The organism is Streptomyces sp. NPDC045778 (assembly GCF_056431945.1).
Window position 1 is genome coordinate 357,355 of sequence record NZ_JBWKJZ010000003.1, and the last position, 15,087, is coordinate 372,441.

At 74.2% G+C, this 15,087-nt stretch carries 1 protein-coding gene; it reads left to right on the top strand.

Translation table 11 applies throughout. The annotated features are described in order from the left end of the window. Positions 1-28: 28 nt before the first annotated feature. A complete protein-coding gene (locus tag AC07GB_RS05995; protein WP_478842016.1) occupies positions 29-15,079 on the top strand; it encodes a type I polyketide synthase in 15,051 nt (5,016 codons plus the stop codon). Positions 15,080-15,087: the final 8 nt, after the last annotated feature.

The window sequence follows — 15,087 nt, forward strand, 5'->3', positions numbered from 1 at the left end:
GATGAACACACCTGAAGGGTCCGAACACATGTCCAACGAGGAGAAGTACCTCGACTATCTCCGGCGGGCCTCCGTGGACCTCCAGGAGATGCGCGGCAAGCTGCGCGAGGCCGAGGAGCGCGAGGCCGAGCCGATCGCGATCGTCGGGATGAGCTGCCGCTTCCCCGGCGGCGTGCGGTCGCCGGAAGACCTCTGGCGTCTCCTCGTCGACGGCGAGGACGCCGTCTCCGCGTTCCCCACCGACCGCGGGTGGGACCTGGAGAAGCTCTTCGACGACGACCCCGACCGGCAGGGGACCTGCTACACCCGCGCGGGCGCCTTCCTCCACGACGCCCCGGACTTCGACCCCGGCTTCTTCGGGATCTCCCCGCGCGAGGCCGCGGCGATGGACCCGCAACAGCGGCTGCTCCTGGAAACCTCCTGGGAGGCCTTCGAGCGGGCCGGCATCGACCCGCACGCGCTGCGGGGCAGCCGGTCCGGCGTGTTCGTCGGCACCAACGGCCAGGACTACCTGGCCCGCCTGGCGACCGGCGCGCCCGACGGCTACGAGGGCTACCTCGGCACCGGCAACGCGGCCAGCGTCCTCTCGGGCCGCGTGGCCTACACGTTCGGCTTCGAGGGCCCCGCCCTGACCATCGACACCGCCTGCTCGTCGTCCCTGGTCGCCCTGCACCTCGCGGTCCACGCGCTCCGGCACGGCGAGTGCCCGATGGCTCTCGCGGGCGGCGTCACCGTGATGTCGACGCCGGGCGTGTTCATCGACTTCAGCCGCCAGCGGGGCCTGGCCGCGGACGGCCGCGTCAAGGCGTTCGCCGACGCCGCTGATGGCACCGGCTGGGGCGAGGGCATCGGCGTGCTCCTCCTGGAGCGCCTGTCGGACGCCCAGCGCAACGGCCACCCCGTCCTCGCGGTGATCCGCGGCTCCGCGGTCAACCAGGACGGCGCGTCCAACGGCCTCACCGCGCCCAACGGCCCTTCCCAGCAGCGGGTCATCCGCCAGGCACTGGCCGGCGCACGCCTCTCCGCCGCCCAGGTGGACGCCGTCGAGGCACACGGCACGGGCACCAAGCTGGGCGACCCCATCGAGGCCCAGGCGCTCCTGGCCACCTACGGCCAGGGCCGCCCCGCGGACCGCCCGCTGTGGCTCGGCTCGATCAAGTCCAACATCGGCCACACGCAGGCGGCGGCCGGTGTGGCGGGCGTGATCAAGATGGTCCTCGCGATGCGGCACGGCGTGCTCCCGCGCACCCTGCACGTGGACGAGCCGTCCTCGCACGTGGACTGGACCGCGGGCGCGGTGGAACTGCTCACGGAGCCCCGGCCCTGGCCGGAGTCGGAGCAGCCGTGGCGGGCGGGCGTGTCCTCGTTCGGCGTGAGCGGCACCAACGCCCACGTCATCCTCGAGCAGGCACCCGCGGCGGAGCCGGAGGAGGCCGACGAAGCCGCGCCCGGCGATGGGCCGGTGCCGTGGGTACTGTCGGCCCGGACCGCCGAGGCCTTGCGTCAGCAGGCCGCGCGGCTCGCGTCCTTCGTGGAGGAGTCGCCGGAGCTGCCCGTGGCGGACGTCGGCCACGCCCTGGTGACCTCGCGTGCGGCGCTGGAGCACCGCGCGACGCTGTTCGCCTCCGACCGGTCGGAGTTCCTGACCGCCCTGACGGCTTTGGCCGAGGGCCGGGCGAGCGGCGGCGTGGTCACGGGTGTGGCCGACGAGCCCGGCCGGGTGGGTTTCCTGTTCTCGGGTCAGGGTTCGCAGCGGCTGGGTATGGGGCGTGAACTGGCGGGCCGGTTCCCGGTGTTCGCGGAGGCCTTGGACGAGGTCCTGGACCTTCTGGCTCCCGAGGTCCGTGAGGTCCTGTTCGGTGAGGACGCCGATGCGTTGAATCAGACGGGGGCGACGCAGCCCGCGTTGTTCGCGGTGGAGGTGGCGCTGTTCCGTCTGCTTGAGTCGTGGGGTGTGCGACCGGACCTTCTTGCCGGTCATTCCATTGGTGAGTTGGCTGCCGCGCATGTGGCGGGTGTGTGGTCGCTGGCGGATGCGGTGAAGGTGGTGTCGGCCCGTGCGGGGCTGATGCAGGCGCTGCCTGAGGGCGGTGCGATGGTGGCGATCCAGGCGACGGAGGCGGAGGTCGCTGAGGGCCTGCCGGACACGGTGGGTATCGCGGCGGTGAACGGCCCGACGTCGGTGGTGATTTCGGGCGCGGCGGCCGACGCGGAGGCAGTGGGCGAGCGCTGGCGCGAGGCGGGCCGCAAGGTGACCCGGCTCAAGGTCAGCCATGCCTTCCACTCACCCCTGATGGAGCCGATGCTGGACGACTTCCGCGCGGTGCTGGAGAGCGTCTCGTACGGCACCCCGAAGACGCCGATCGTGTCGACGCTGACCGGGGCACGCGCGAGTGCCGAGGAGCTGACGTCCCCGGAGTACTGGGTGCGTCACGTCCGTGAGTCGGTGCGGTACGCCGATGCCGTGGGCGCCCTCGTGGAGGAAGGTGTCGGTACGTTCGTCGAGGTCGGGCCGGGCGGGACGCTGTCGGCGCTGGGGCGCGGGTGTGTGCCGGACGCGGCCTTCGTGCCGGTGCTGCGCAGCGATCGGCCGGAGGCGGTGGCTGCCACAACTGCCCTGGGGCAGCTGCACGTTCACGGCGTACGGGTGGACTGGAAGGTCTTCCTCACCGGCCGGGGCACAAGGCGGGTCGACCTGCCGACCTACCCGTTCCAGCGTGAGCGCTACTGGCTGGACGCCGTGCCCGCCGATGTGGATGTCGCGCGGTTGTCTCCCGTGGAGGCGCGGTTCTGGGGTGTCGTCGAGGACGGTGACATCGCCGACCTCGCCCGTACCCTGGACGTCTCGTCCGACGCCCCGCTCAGCGCGGTGCTGCCCCGGCTCTCCGCGTGGCGCAGGGAGCAGCAGGGGCGGACCGCCGTGGAGGGCTGGCGGTACCGGGTCGAGTGGCGGCCGGTGTCCGCCGGGTCCCGGCGCCTTGACGGTACGTGGCTGGTCGTGGCGCCGACGGGCGAGGACCGGGCCGAGTGGGCGCGGGACGCGCTGACCCGGAACGGCGCCGAGGCGCGGGTACTGCGGGTCGACCCGGAGGCGGTCGACTGGGCCGAGCGGCTCGGTGACACGCCCGCGGTGAGCGGTGTGGTCTCGCTCCTCGGGCTCGCGGACGCGGGCGCGTCGGTGGTGCCCCCGGGTGTCGGGGCCACGGTCGGCCTGCTGCGGGCGCTCGGCGCCGCCGGTGTCGAGGCACCGCTGTGGTGCGTCACGGCGGGCGCGGTGGCGGCGGGCCCGGCTGACGCCGTGGCCGGGTTCGAGCAGTCCATGGTGTGGGGCCTGGGCCGGGCGGCCGCGTTGGAGCAGCCCGGCCGGTGGGGTGGTCTCGTCGACGTACCGGCGGCGCCGGACGAGGCGGCGGGCGACCTGCTGGCCTCGGTGCTCGCCGGGACGAGCGGCGAGGACCAGGTCGCCGTGCGCGGCGACGGGATACTCGGCCGCAGACTGGTGCCCGCGCCACTGGCCGCGACGCCCGGGGCGGGCTGGACACCGCGCGGAACCGTCCTCGTCACCGGTGGTCTCGGCGCCCTGGGCGGGCACGTGGCGCGCTGGCTCGCGGCCCACGGGGCCGAGCACCTGGTCCTCGCGAGCCGCCGTGGCGCCGAGGCCGCGGGAGCCGCGGAACTGGAAGCCGAACTGGTGGAGTCGGGCACGCGGGTGACGTTCGCCGCCTGCGACATGACGGACCGGGACGCGGTGGCGGCGCTGCTCGCGGACCTCCCGGCACTCGACGCGGTCGTGCACGCGGCGGGCATCGAGCGCTCGGCGCTCCTCTCCGCCACCGACCCGGCCGACCTGGGCGACTTCGCCGACGTCCTGGCGGCCAAGGCGGTGGGCGCGAGGCATCTGCACGACCTGCTCGCGGACACGCCGCTGGACGCGTTCGTACTGTTCTCGTCGATCTCCGGCGTGTGGGGCAGCGGCGGCCAAGCCGCCTACGGCGCGGCGAACGCCTACCTGGACGCGCTCGCCGAGCACCGCAGGGCCGCGGGCCTGCCCGCCACGGCCGTCGCGTGGGGCCCGTGGGCCGACGGCGGCATGGTCGCGAACGCGGGCCAGGACGCCGCGGCACAGCTGCGGCGCCGGGGCCTGCCGTCGATGGCCCCGGCCGTCGCGATCGTGGGCCTGGCCACGACCCTCGCGAGCGGCGACGGCAACGTCGCCATCGCCGACGTGGACTGGGAGCGCTTCGCGGCCACGTTCATGGCCCAGCGCCCCAGCCCGCTCCTGCGCGAACTGCCCCAGGTGCGGGCCGCGTTCGAGACCACCACGGCCGAGCAGGGCTCGTCGGCCCTGGCGGTGCGGCTCGCCGGCCTCGACGAGGCCGAGCAGGAGCGGCAGCTGACCGAACTCGTCCGCTTCGAGGCGGCGGCGGTCCTCGGGCACGCGTCCGGCGACGCGCTCCCGGCGACGCGTGCCTTCAGGGAACTGGGCTTCGACTCGCTGACGGCGGTGGAACTGCGGGCCCGGCTCAGCGAGGCCACCGGGGCCGCCCTGCCCACCACCCTGGTCTTCGACTACCCGAACGCGGCCGCGCTGGCCGCGTATCTGCGGGACGAGCTGTGCGGCGCGACCGCGGCCACCTCCGCCGCCGTCACCGTGGCGGGCGTGTCCGACGAGCCGATCGCGATCGTGGGAATGGCGTGCCGGTACCCCGGCGGCGTGGCGAGCCCGGAGGACCTGTGGCGGGTTCTCCTTGCGGGCGGGGACGCCGTGTCGGACTTCCCCGCCGACCGGGGCTGGGACCTGGAGGGGCTGTACGACCCGGACCCGGACTCCGTGGGCACCTCCTACTCCCGTTCCGGCGCGTTCCTCTCCGGTGTGAGCGCCTTCGACGCGAACTTCTTCGGGATCTCGCCGCGCGAGGCCCTGGCGATGGACCCGCAGCAGCGCCTGCTCCTGGAAACCTCCTGGGAGGCCTTCGAGCGCGCGGGCGTCGACCCGAACTCCCTGCGCGGAGAGCGGGTCGGCGTGTTCGTCGGCTCGAACATGCAGGACTACGGGTGGGTGCTGGCCGGCGCCACCGAGGACGTGGGCGGCTACGCGGCGACCGGCAACGCGGCCAGCGTCGCCTCGGGCCGCCTGTCGTACACCTTCGGCCTCGAAGGCCCCGCCGTCACGGTCGACACGGCGTGCTCGTCGTCCCTCGTCGCGCTGCACCTCGCGGTGCAGGCCCTGCACAAGGGCGAGTGCGAGATGGCTCTGGCGGGCGGCGTGACGGTGATGTCGACGCCCAGCTCGTTCATCGAGTTCAGCCGCCAGCGCGGCCTCTCGGTGGACGGCCGCTGCAAGGCGTTCGGCGCGGGCGCGGACGGCACCGGCTGGGGCGAAGGCGTCGGCATGCTCTTCGTGGAGCGCCTGTCGGACGCGGAGCGGAACGGCCACGAGGTGCTCGCCGTGATCCGCGGCTCCGCGGTCAACCAGGACGGCGCGTCCAACGGCCTCACCGCCCCCAACGGCCCCTCCCAGCAGCGCGTGATCCGTCAGGCCCTCGCGAGCGCGGGCCTGACCCCGTCCGATGTGGACGCGGTCGAGGCACACGGCACGGGCACGAAGCTGGGTGACCCGATCGAGGCCCAGGCGCTCCTGGCCACCTACGGCCAGGGCCGCCCCGAGGACCGGCCGCTGTGGCTGGGGTCGGTGAAGTCCAACATCGGTCACACCCAGGCCGCCGCCGGTGTCGCCGGTGTGATGAAGATGGTCATGGCGATGCGCCACGGCGTACTGCCGCGCACCCTGCACGTGGACGAGCCGTCGCCGCACGTGGACTGGTCGGCGGGCGCGGTGGAACTGCTCGCCGACGAGCGCGAGTGGCCCGCCGTGGACCGGCCGTGGCGTGCAGGCGTGTCGTCGTTCGGGTTCAGCGGCACGAACGCGCACGTCGTCGTCGAACAAGCCCCGGCGGCGCGGCGCGAGAAAGCGCCGGAACCCGCGTACGACGGTGGTCCGGTGCCGTGGGTGCTGTCGGCCCGGACCGCCGATGCGCTGCGGGAACAGGCCGCGCGGCTCAAGGCCTTCGTGGAGGAGTCGGCGGACCTGCCCGTGGCTGACGTGGGCCACGCCCTGGTGACCTCGCGTGCGGCGCTGGAGCACCGCGCGGTCGTCGTCGGCACCGAGCGGTCGGACCTGCTCGCCGCGCTGACGGCGCTGGCCGAGGGTCAGGCGTCCGGCAGCACGACCACGGGTGTGGCCGACGAGCCCGGCCGGGTGGGTTTCCTGTTCTCGGGTCAGGGTTCGCAGCGGCTGGGCATGGGGCGTGAACTGGCGGGCCGGTTCCCGGTGTTCGCCGAGGCCTTGGACGAGGTCCTGGATCTCCTGGCTCCCGAGGTCCGTGAGGTCCTGTTCGGCGAGGACGCCGAGGCATTGAATCAGACGGGGGTGACCCAGCCCGCGCTGTTCGCGGTGGAGGTGGCACTGTTCCGTCTGCTTGAGTCGTGGGGTGTGCGACCGGACCTCCTTGCCGGTCATTCCATTGGTGAGTTGGCTGCCGCGCATGTGGCGGGTGTGTGGTCGCTGGCGGATGCGGTGAAGGTGGTGTCGGCCCGTGCCGGGCTGATGCAGGCGCTGCCTGAGGGCGGCGCGATGGTGGCGATCCAGGCGACGGAGGCGGAGGTCGCTGAGGGCCTGCCGGACACGGTGGGTATCGCGGCGGTGAACAGCCCGACGTCGGTGGTGATTTCGGGCGCGGCCGCCGATGCGGAGGCGGTGGGCGAGCGCTGGCGTGAGGCGGGCCGCAAGGTGACCCGGCTCAAGGTCAGCCATGCCTTCCACTCACCCCTGATGGAGCCGATGCTGGACGACTTCCGCGCGGTGCTGGAGGAGGTGTCGTACGAGGCGCCGAAGACGCCGATCGTGTCGACATTGACCGGGGCGCGCGCGAGTGCCGAGGAGCTGACGTCCCCGGAGTACTGGGTGCGGCACGTCCGCGAGTCGGTGCGGTACGCCGACGCCGTGCGCACCCTCGTGGATGACGGGGTCGGTACGTTCGTCGAGGTCGGTCCGGGCGGGACGCTGTCGGCGCTGGGGCGCGAGTGTGCGCCGGACGCGGCCTTCGTACCGGTGCTGCGCAGCGATCGGCCGGAAACGGTGGCTGCCACAACTGCCCTGGGGCAGCTGCACGTTCACGGCGTACGGGTGGACTGGAAGGTCTTCTTCGCCGGCTGGGGGACGCGGCGGGTCGGCCTGCCGACGTACGCGTTCCAACGCGAGCGCTACTGGCCCGACGTGCTGCCGCTGTTCGGTGACGTCTCGGCGGCCGGGCTCGGGGCCGCGGAACACCCGCTCCTCGGCGCGAGCGTCGCCCTCGCCGGTACGGACGGGGCGCTGCTGACGGGCCGCCTTTCGGTCCAGACCCACCCGTGGCTGGCCGACCACGCGGTCATGGGTTCGGTGCTGTTGCCCGGCACGGCGTTCCTCGACCTGGCGATCCGCGCCGGTGACCAGGTCGGCTGCGACCTGGTGGAGGAGCTGACCCTGGAAGCGCCTCTCGTGCTGCCCGAGAGCGGTGCCGTACGGGTACAGGTGTGGGTCGGAGCCGAGGACGCGTCCGGCAGGCGTGAGCTGACCTTCCACTCCGGCACCGGCGACATGGAGGACGGCCGTGCGTGGACCCGGCACGCCACCGGAGTGCTGCGGGCAGGCGGGCGATCCGCGGCGGACCGGCTGACCGAGTGGCCGCCCGCCGGGGCCGAGGCCGTGGACCTGGACGGGTTCTACGAGGCCATGGCCGACGGCGGCTTCGGCTACGGCCCGGTGTTCCAGGGGCTGCGCGGCGCCTGGCGGGCGGGCGGCGAGGTGTTCGCCGAGGTCGCGCTGCCCGACGGCGTCAAGGCGGAGGGCTTCGGGCTGCACCCGGCGCTCCTCGACGCGGCGCTGCACGCCACCGGCCTCACGGGCGCGCCCGACGCCCCCGGCAAGCTGCCGTTCTCCTGGTCCGGCGTACGCCTGCACGCCTCCAGCGCGACGGCGCTGCGCGTGCGGCTCTCGCCCACGGGCCCGGACGCGGTGGCGCTGACGGTCGCGGACGGCTCGGGCGCCCCGGTGGCCACCATCGACTCACTGGTCCTGCGCCCGGCCGCCCCGGTCCAGACCGCCACCGACGAACAGGGCGACGCGCTGTTCGGCGTCGACTGGATCCCGGTGCCGCTGCCCGAGGGCGATGCCCCGACGGTGGAGTGGACCACCGACCTGGAGGCCCTGGCACACTCGGCATCGGCCGACCTGACCGGCTTCGTCGCCCTGGCGTGCCCGGTCGCGGCCCCCGCCGACCCGGCCGCCGGCGCGCACGAGGCCGCGAGCTGGGCCCTGCGCGCGGTGCAGACCTGGCTGACCGAGGAGCGGTTCGACGCGGCGCGCCTGGTCGTCGTGACGCGGCGCGCGGTCGCCAGTACCGACAACACCCACAACACCGATAGCTCTGACAGCACTGACAGCGAGGATGTGCCGAACCTCGCTCACGCCACCGTGTGGGGCCTGGTGCGGTCCGCCCAGTCCGAGAACCCCGACCGGATCGTGCTGGTCGACCTCGACGAGGAGGCGGCCTCGGCCGACGCGCTGCCTTCGGTCCTCGCGACCGGGGAGCCGCAGCTCGCCGTGCGCTCGGGGGTGGCCCGCGCCCCGCGCCTGACCCGGGCGCGGCGGTCCGTCGTGGCCGACCCCGGCTTCGGCCCGGGCGCCGTGCTGATCACCGGTGCCACGGGCACCCTGGGCGGCCTGCTCGCCCGCCACCTGGTCACGGAGCGCGGCGTACGGAACCTGCTGCTCGTCAGCAGGCGCGGCGCCGACGCCGACGGCGCCACCGAGCTGCGCGACGAACTCACCGCGCAGGGCGCCGACGTCGTGCTCGTGGCGTGCGACGTAGCCGACCGCGAGGCGCTGGCCGCGCTGCTGGCCCGGCACCAGGTCTCCGCCGTCGTCCACACCGCCGGCGTCCTCGACGACGGCGTGATCGGCTCGCTGACGCCCGAGCGCATCGACACCGTGTTCCGGCCGAAGGTCGACGCGGCGTGGCACCTGCACGAGCTGACCCGGGACGCGGACCTGTCGGCCTTCGTGATGTTCTCCTCCGCCGCCGGTGTCTTCGGCGGCGCGGGCCAGGGCAACTACGCCGCGGCGAACACCTTCCTGGACGCGCTCGCCCAGCACCGGCGCGCCCACGGCCTGCCCGCGACCTCGCTGGCCTGGGGCCTGTGGGAGACGGCAGGCGGCATGGCGGGCAGCCTCGACGACACCGACGTACGCCGCCTCACCAGCGGCGGCGCCATCCCGCTCGGGCCGCGCGAGGGCCTGGCCCTGTTCGACGCGGCGGGCTCCACCGGGCGGGCGCTCCTCGCGCCCGTACCGATGGACCTCGCCGTGCTGCGCCGCCAGGCGCGCACCCAGCCCGTGCTCCACCTGCTGCGCGGCCTGGTACGCAACACCGCGCGCAGGACCGCAGAGCCTGCGAGCCGGTCCGCGCTCGCGCAGTCCCTCGCGGGCCTGACCGAGAGCGAGCGGGAGAAGGCGCTCCTGGACCTCGTCCGCACCCACGCGGCGGCGGTGCTCGGCCACAGCTCGGCACACGCCGTCGAACCCGACCGCGCCTTCAGGGAACTGGGCTTCGACTCGCTCAGCTCCGTCGAGCTGCGCAACCGCCTGGGCGCGGCCACCGAGCTGCGCCTGCCCGCGACGCTCGTCTTCGACCACCCGAACCCCGCCGCGCTCGCCGCGTTCATCAGCGCCGAGCTGGGGGGAGCGCCGGCCGCCGCCGCGCCCTCGCACACGGCGGTGGCGGTGTCCGACGAACCGATCGCGATCGTCGGCATGAGCTGCCGGTTCCCCGGCGGGGTCGAGACGCCGGAGGACCTGTGGCGGCTCGTCCTGGGCGGGGTCGACGCCATCAGCGAGTTCCCCGTCAACCGGGGCTGGGACGTCGACGCCCTGTACGACCCGGACCCGGAGCGCACCGGCACCTCGTACACGCGTGAGGGCGGCTTTCTGCACGACGCCGACCTGTTCGACCCGGCGTTCTTCGGGATCTCGCCCCGCGAGGCCCTGGCGATGGACCCCCAGCAGCGGCTGCTCCTCGAAACCTCCTGGGAGGCCTTCGAACGGGCGGGCATCGACCCGAACTCGGCCCGGGGCCAGGCCGTCGGCGTGTTCGCGGGCGTGATGTACCACGACTACGTGTCGCGCCTGCGCTCCGTCTCCGAGGACGTCGAGGGCTACCTCGGCACCGGCGGGTCCGGCAGCGTGGCATCCGGCCGCGTCGCCTACGCGCTGGGCCTTGAGGGGCCCGCCGTCACCGTCGACACCGCGTGCTCCTCGTCCCTCGTCGCCCTGCACTGGGCGATCCAGGCCCTGCACAAGGGCGAGTGCACGATGGCGCTGGCCGGCGGTGTCGCCGTGATGGCGACCCCCAGCACGTTCGTCGACTTCAGCCGCCAGCGCGGCCTGTCGTCGGACGGCCGCTGCAAGTCGTTCTCCGACAGCGCCGACGGCACCGGCTGGGGCGAGGGCGTCGGCATGCTGCTGGTCGAGCGCCTGTCGGACGCCCGCCGCAACGGGCACCCCGTCCTGGCCGTGATCCGCGGCTCCGCGGTCAACCAGGACGGCGCGTCCAACGGCCTCACCGCGCCCAACGGCCCCTCGCAGCAGCGAGTCATCCGTCAGGCCCTCGCGAGCGCGGGCCTGACCCCTGCCGACGTGGACGCCGTAGAGGCACACGGCACGGGCACCACCCTCGGCGACCCCATCGAGGCCCAGGCCGTCCTCGCCACCTACGGCCAGGACCGCCCCGACGGCCGGCCCCTGTGGCTCGGCTCGATCAAGTCCAACCTCGGCCACACGCAGGCCGCCGCCGGGGTCGCCGGTGTGATCAAGATGGTCATGGCGATGCGCCACGGCGTCCTGCCGCGCACCCTGCACGTGGACGAGCCTTCGTCGAAGGTCGACTGGACCGCGGGTGAGGTGGCGCTCCTGACGGAGGCTCAGCCGTGGCCGGAGACCGGTCGGCTGCGGCGGGCCGGTGTGTCGTCGTTCGGCGTGAGCGGTACGAACGCGCACACCATTCTTGAGCACGCACCGAGCGAGGACCACGTCCCGGCCCCGGCCGACGGCCTGGTGCCGTGGGTGCTGTCGGCCCGGAGCGCGGAGGCGCTGCGCGAGCAGGCTGCGCGCCTTCGGGAGCGCGTCGGGAGTGACCCGCGGCTGGGCCTGCGGGATGTCGGCTACTCGCTCGCGACCACGCGGTCGGCCTTCGACCACCGGGCTGTCGTGGTGGGCGACGACCGTACGACGCTGCTGGAGGCCCTGGACGCGGTGGCCGAGGGACGGCCGTCACCCGGCCTGGTCACGGGGGCCGTCGCCGTGGGCGGGGTGGGCTTCCTGTTCTCGGGCCAGGGCTCGCAGCGGCTGGGCACGGGGCGTGCACTGGCGGGCCGGTTCCCGGTGTTCGCCGAGGCCTTGGACGAGGTGCTGGATCTTCTGGCTCCCGAGGTCCGTGAGGTCCTGTTCGGTGAGGACGCCGATGCGCTGAACCAGACCGGGGTGACGCAGCCCGCGTTGTTCGCGGTGGAGGTGGCGCTGTTCCGCCTCCTTGAGTCGTGGGGCGTCCGTCCCGATGCGCTCGCCGGGCACTCCATAGGCGAACTGGCTGCCGCGCATGTGTCCGGCGTCTGGTCGCTGGCCGACGCGGTGAAGGTGGTGTCGGCCCGTGCGGGGCTGATGCAGGCGCTGCCTGAGGGCGGCGCGATGGTGGCGATCCAGGCGACGGAGGCCGAGGTCACGCCCGGCCTGCCGGAGACCGTGGGTATCGCGGCGGTGAACGGCCCGTCCTCGGTGGTCATTTCGGGCTCCGCCGCTGATGCGGAGGCCGTGGGCGAGCAGTGGCGTGAGGCGGGCCGCAAGGTGACCCGGCTCAAGGTCAGCCACGCCTTCCACTCGCCCCTGATGGAGCCGATGCTGGACGAGTTCCGCGCGGTGCTGGAGGAGGTGTCGTACGGCACCCCGAAGACGCCGATCGTGTCGACGCTGACGGGCGTGCGCGCGAGTGCCGACGAACTGGCCTCGCCGGAGTACTGGGTGCGGCACGTCCGCGAGTCGGTGCGGTTCGCCGACGCCGTGGGCACGCTCGCGGGAGAGGGCATCGCCACGTTCGTCGAGGTCGGGCCGGGTGGGACGCTGTCCGCGCTGGGGCAGGAGTCGGCTGCGGACGCGGCCTTCGTGCCGGTGCTGCGGGCGGACCGGCCCGAGGAGGCCGCGCTGATGTCCGCGCTGGCGCGGCTGTGCACGCGCGGCGTACGACTGGACTGGGAAGCCTTCTTCGCCGGGCACGACGCGCGGCGGGTCGACCTGCCGACGTACGCCTTCCAGCACCAGCGGTACTGGCTGGAGGCCGGCGTGGGCGCGGGCGACCTGAACGCCGCCGGGCTCGGCCCCGCCGGTCACCCGCTGCTCGGCGCCGTCATCGACACGGCCGAATCGGACGACGAACTCTTCACCGGCCGACTGTCCGTGGAGACCCACCCGTGGCTGGCCGACCACGCGATCCAGGGCTCGATCCTGCTGCCCGGCACGGCGTTCCTCGACCTCGCGATCCACGCGGGCGACCAGGTCGGCTGCGCCTCGGTGGAGGAGCTGACGCTGGAGGCACCCCTGGTGGTGCCCGAGCGCGGCGGGGTGCGCGTACAGGTGCGGGTCGGCGTACCGGACGAGTCCGGACGTCGCCCGGTGACGGTGCACGCGCGGGGTGACGACGCGGACGTGTGGGTCCGGCACGCGAGTGGCGTGCTCGTGGACAGCGCCGACGAACCGACGATCGACGTCGGTGCCTGGCCGCCCGCGGACGCGGAGGCCGTGGACCTCGCCGGGCTGTACGACGGCATGGCCGACGGCGGCTTCGGCTACGGCCCGCTGTTCCAGGGACTGCGGGCGGCCTGGCGCAAGGGCGACGAGGTGTTCGCCGAGGTCGCGTTGCCCGACGACGCGGACGCGGGAGGCTTCGGCCTGCACCCGGCGTTGCTGGACGCGGCGCTGCACGCCATCGGCCTCATGGGCCCGGCCGACGGCCCGGGCAAACTGCCGTTCTCGTGGTCGGGCGCGCGGCTGCACGCCTCGGGCGCGACGGTGCTGCGCGTACGCCTTGCCCCCACGGGCTCGGACGGGGTGTCGCTGGCGGTCGCCGACGCGGCGGGCGCTCCCGTGGCCACGATCGACTCGCTGGTCCTGCGCCCGGTGACGGGAACGCTGCCGCGGCAGGCCTGGGAGTCGCTGTTCCGCCTGGACTGGGTGCCGGCCGCCGCGTCGGCCGGGAGTGCCGGCTCAGTGGCGGAGTTCGCGGACTGGGCCGCACTGCGGTCGGCCCTGGAAGCGGGGGAGACCCTGCCGGAGAACGTCGTGGTCCACTGCACGGACCCCCACACCACGGCGTTCCACGACCTGGACGCGGTGCGCCGCCAGGTCCACAAAGCTCTGGAGCTGGTGCAGGGCTGGCTGGCCGACGAGCGGTGCGCGGCCTCGCGCCTGGTCCTGGTCACGCGCGGCGCGGTCACGGCCAAAACCTCGGACGGCGCGCCGGACCCGGCGGCGGCCGCGGTGTGGGGCCTGGTGCGAGCGGCACGATTGGAGAACCCGGATCGCGTCGTGCTCGTCGACGTCGACGACGAGGCCGGCTGGAAGCCGGTCGTCGCGAGCCCGGAACCCGAACTGGCCGTGCGCGTGGGCGAACCCTTCGTCCCCAGGCTCGTCCGGGCCCGCCCCGAGCAGGCGGAGGGCCCGGGCTTCGGCACGGGTGCGGTGCTGGTGACCGGGGCGAGCGGGATGCTCGGCGGCCTGGTGGCACGGCACTTGGTGGTACGGCATGGAGTGCGGCGCTTGGTCCTCGCGAGTCGCAGCGGTCAAGTAGGCGCGCTGTACGACGAGTTGGTGGAGCTTGGTGCCGAGGTCGTGGTGGTGGCTTGTGACGTGGCGGAGCGGGACGCGGTGGTGGCGCTGCTGGCGGAGTATCCGGTGACGGCGGTCGTCCATGTGGCGGGTGTGCTGGACGACGGGGTGATCGGCTCGCTGACTCCGGAGCGGATCGACACGGTGTTCCGGCCGAAGGTGGATGCCGCCTGGCATCTGCACGAGCTGACCCGCGAGATGGACCTGTCGGCGTTCGTCCTCTTCTCCTCGGTGGCGGGCACGCTGGGCTCGCCAGGGCAGGCAAACTACGCTGCCGCCAACGCGTTCCTCGACGCCCTGGCCCGGCACCGGCGCGCCCAGGGCCTGCCCGCGACCTCCCTCGCGTGGGGCCTGTGGGCCACGGAGGACGGCATGGGCGCCGACATGGCCCGCGCCGGGGCCGTGGGCCTCTCCGCCGAACAGGGCCTGGAACTGTTCGACGCGGCCGCCACCGGGGCGGACCCGGTCGTCGTACCGATGCGGCTCGATCTGCGAGCCGTACGCGAACTCCCGCTGGTGCCGCCCGTGTTGAGCGGCCTGGTGCGGACGACCACCCGCAGGGCGGCGCAGGCCGGCGCCGACCCCGCCGCCGCCCTGCGGGAGCGGCTCGCCGCGGTGCCGCCGACCGAGCGGACGTCCGTCCTGACGGACCTGGTGTGCGCACAGGTCGCGGCGGTCCTCGCGTTCCCCGGGCCCGAGGCGGTCGACGAGCGGCGCGCGTTCACCGAGCTGGGGTTCGACTCGCTCACCGCGGTCGACCTGCGCAACCGGCTGAACGTGGCCACGGGCCTGCGCCTGCCCGCCACCCTCGTCTTCGACTACCCGACCCTGCTCGACCTGGTCGGCCACCTCGCCGACGAGCTGGCCGTCGACGAGCCGGGCGCAGTGGCGCCGCTGCTCGCCGAGCTGAGCCGCATCGAGGCGAGCCTCGCCTCGGTCAAGCCCGGCGACGACGAGGACGACCGGGTCGGCGCGCGCCTGACGGCGCTCCTCGCCGCCTGGCGCGACAGCCGCGCCGACGCCGCGCCCCAGGTGGCCGACGACCTCGACGCCGCCACGGACGACGAGGTGTTCGACCTGCTCGGCAAAGAGTTCGGCATCTCCTGACCCGCCCC

What these genes read in the sequence shown, in the direction of transcription:
- AC07GB_RS05995 (WP_478842016.1), top strand. Translation starts at nt 29, where the DNA reads ATGTCCAACGAGGAGAAGTACCTCGACTATCTCCGGCGGGCCTCCGTG.